General features: G+C 63.3%; 1 pseudogene. It reads right to left on the bottom strand.

What is annotated here, in order from left to right:
• Nucleotides 1-1,079, bottom strand: a pseudogene (locus AC0L2O_RS36155) (methyl-accepting chemotaxis protein); the annotation flags it as partial.
• Nucleotides 1,080-1,415 lie beyond the last annotated feature (336 nt).

Genomic DNA, 1,415 nt, shown 5'->3' with positions numbered 1-1,415 from the left:
ATCTCGTCCTTGCGGCCGAGGCCCGGCAGCACGACGTCGAAATTCCCCGACGCGAGCTCCCGCATCGCCTTGCACATTGCGATCATCGGGCGCGAGATGCCATTGCCGAGCATCAGGGCCAGCACGGCGCCGACGGCAAGGCCGCCCACCGCCAGGATCAGCATCAGCCGCTCGGTATCCCCGATGGTCGCACCGGTGCTCGCCTCGATCCGCTGCTGATCGGCCGTCAGCTCCGACCGTAGCTCGCCGGAGAGGTTGCGGATCGAGGCGGCCGTGTTGGTCATCTCGCCGTTCATCTTACCGATGATTTTCACGTTGTCGGACAGTTTTGCAAAGGACGCGCGATACTGTTTCAGCAGATTCCCGATCTCCGTGACGCGGTCGGTAATCTTCTGGTCGTTGGCATAGATCGAGACCAGCAGGGTCTCTAGAAACTTGATGCGGGCGATCACGCCGTCCGCGCTCTTCGGCTCCGGCTTGGCGACGAAGGCGCTGACCGAAGTGGAGACCGCAAGATATTGCGAGGTGATGTCCTTGGCCGTGGTCTGCACCGATGCGAGCCCGGCCAGCGCCGCGGTGTCGGCGAGATCGTCGAACTTGAAACGGATCTTGTTGCCGACGCCGTTCAGCTCATCACTCGCGATCTTGCCGTTCGCGCGCGTCAGCGTGATGATCTCGCTGAAAACCTTGGTGAAGCGCTGGAACTCGGTCTCGAGCTTGCCGATCTGCTCGCGGCGCGCCGCTCCGGTCGTGGCAGACGCCGACTTTGCGATTGCCGCCTTCAGATTCTCCTCGGCCGCCTTGGCCGCGGCCTCGTCCTCCGCTGCGCCGGTCAACGTATAGGCCCGCGTCAGACCCTGATAGCTGATCAATTCGCGATCGACGGTTCGCCCCAGATCGGCTTCCGCCACGCTAGCCCGGTAGGAGGCGACCGCGCCTGCGATTCGCTCGAAGCCGAAATAGGCGAATGCCATGCTGACGGCGAGGATGGCCAGCACCGCTACGAAGCCAAGGATGATTTTTGCGCGAAAGCGCAAGGTGAGCAGCTTCGACGTGTTCGGCTTGGACTTGACGGACATTCCCCCACCCCATTCCATTCGCGGAAAACCAGGCGCAGCCGGCAAGCAGCCCGCTCTCCGACTCCAAAGCACGTTACGGGGCAAAGGATAAGCCGCGGTAAATTTGCGGCGCCGCAACTTGCGGTGAGGCGACGCGGGGCTCGCGCTGTCGTCCCGGCGCCGCGTTGAATTGAGTGTCCAAACCCCCGCTCGTCATCCCGGCTAAGGCCGGTAGACGGCGGAGCAAGCGGCGCGCTCTGAGCTTTACGCCGCCCTGATGTTCGCCATGAAGCGGTCGAGTTCGGCGCGAAGGCGGGTGCTTTCGCTCGACAGTGTCTTGGCCGAATTCAACACCTC

It is taken from the genome of Bradyrhizobium sp. Kon10 (genome assembly GCF_055807395.1).
The sequence above is the reverse complement of the archived record's forward strand: the minus strand, read 5'-3'. Positions and strand labels throughout refer to the sequence as shown.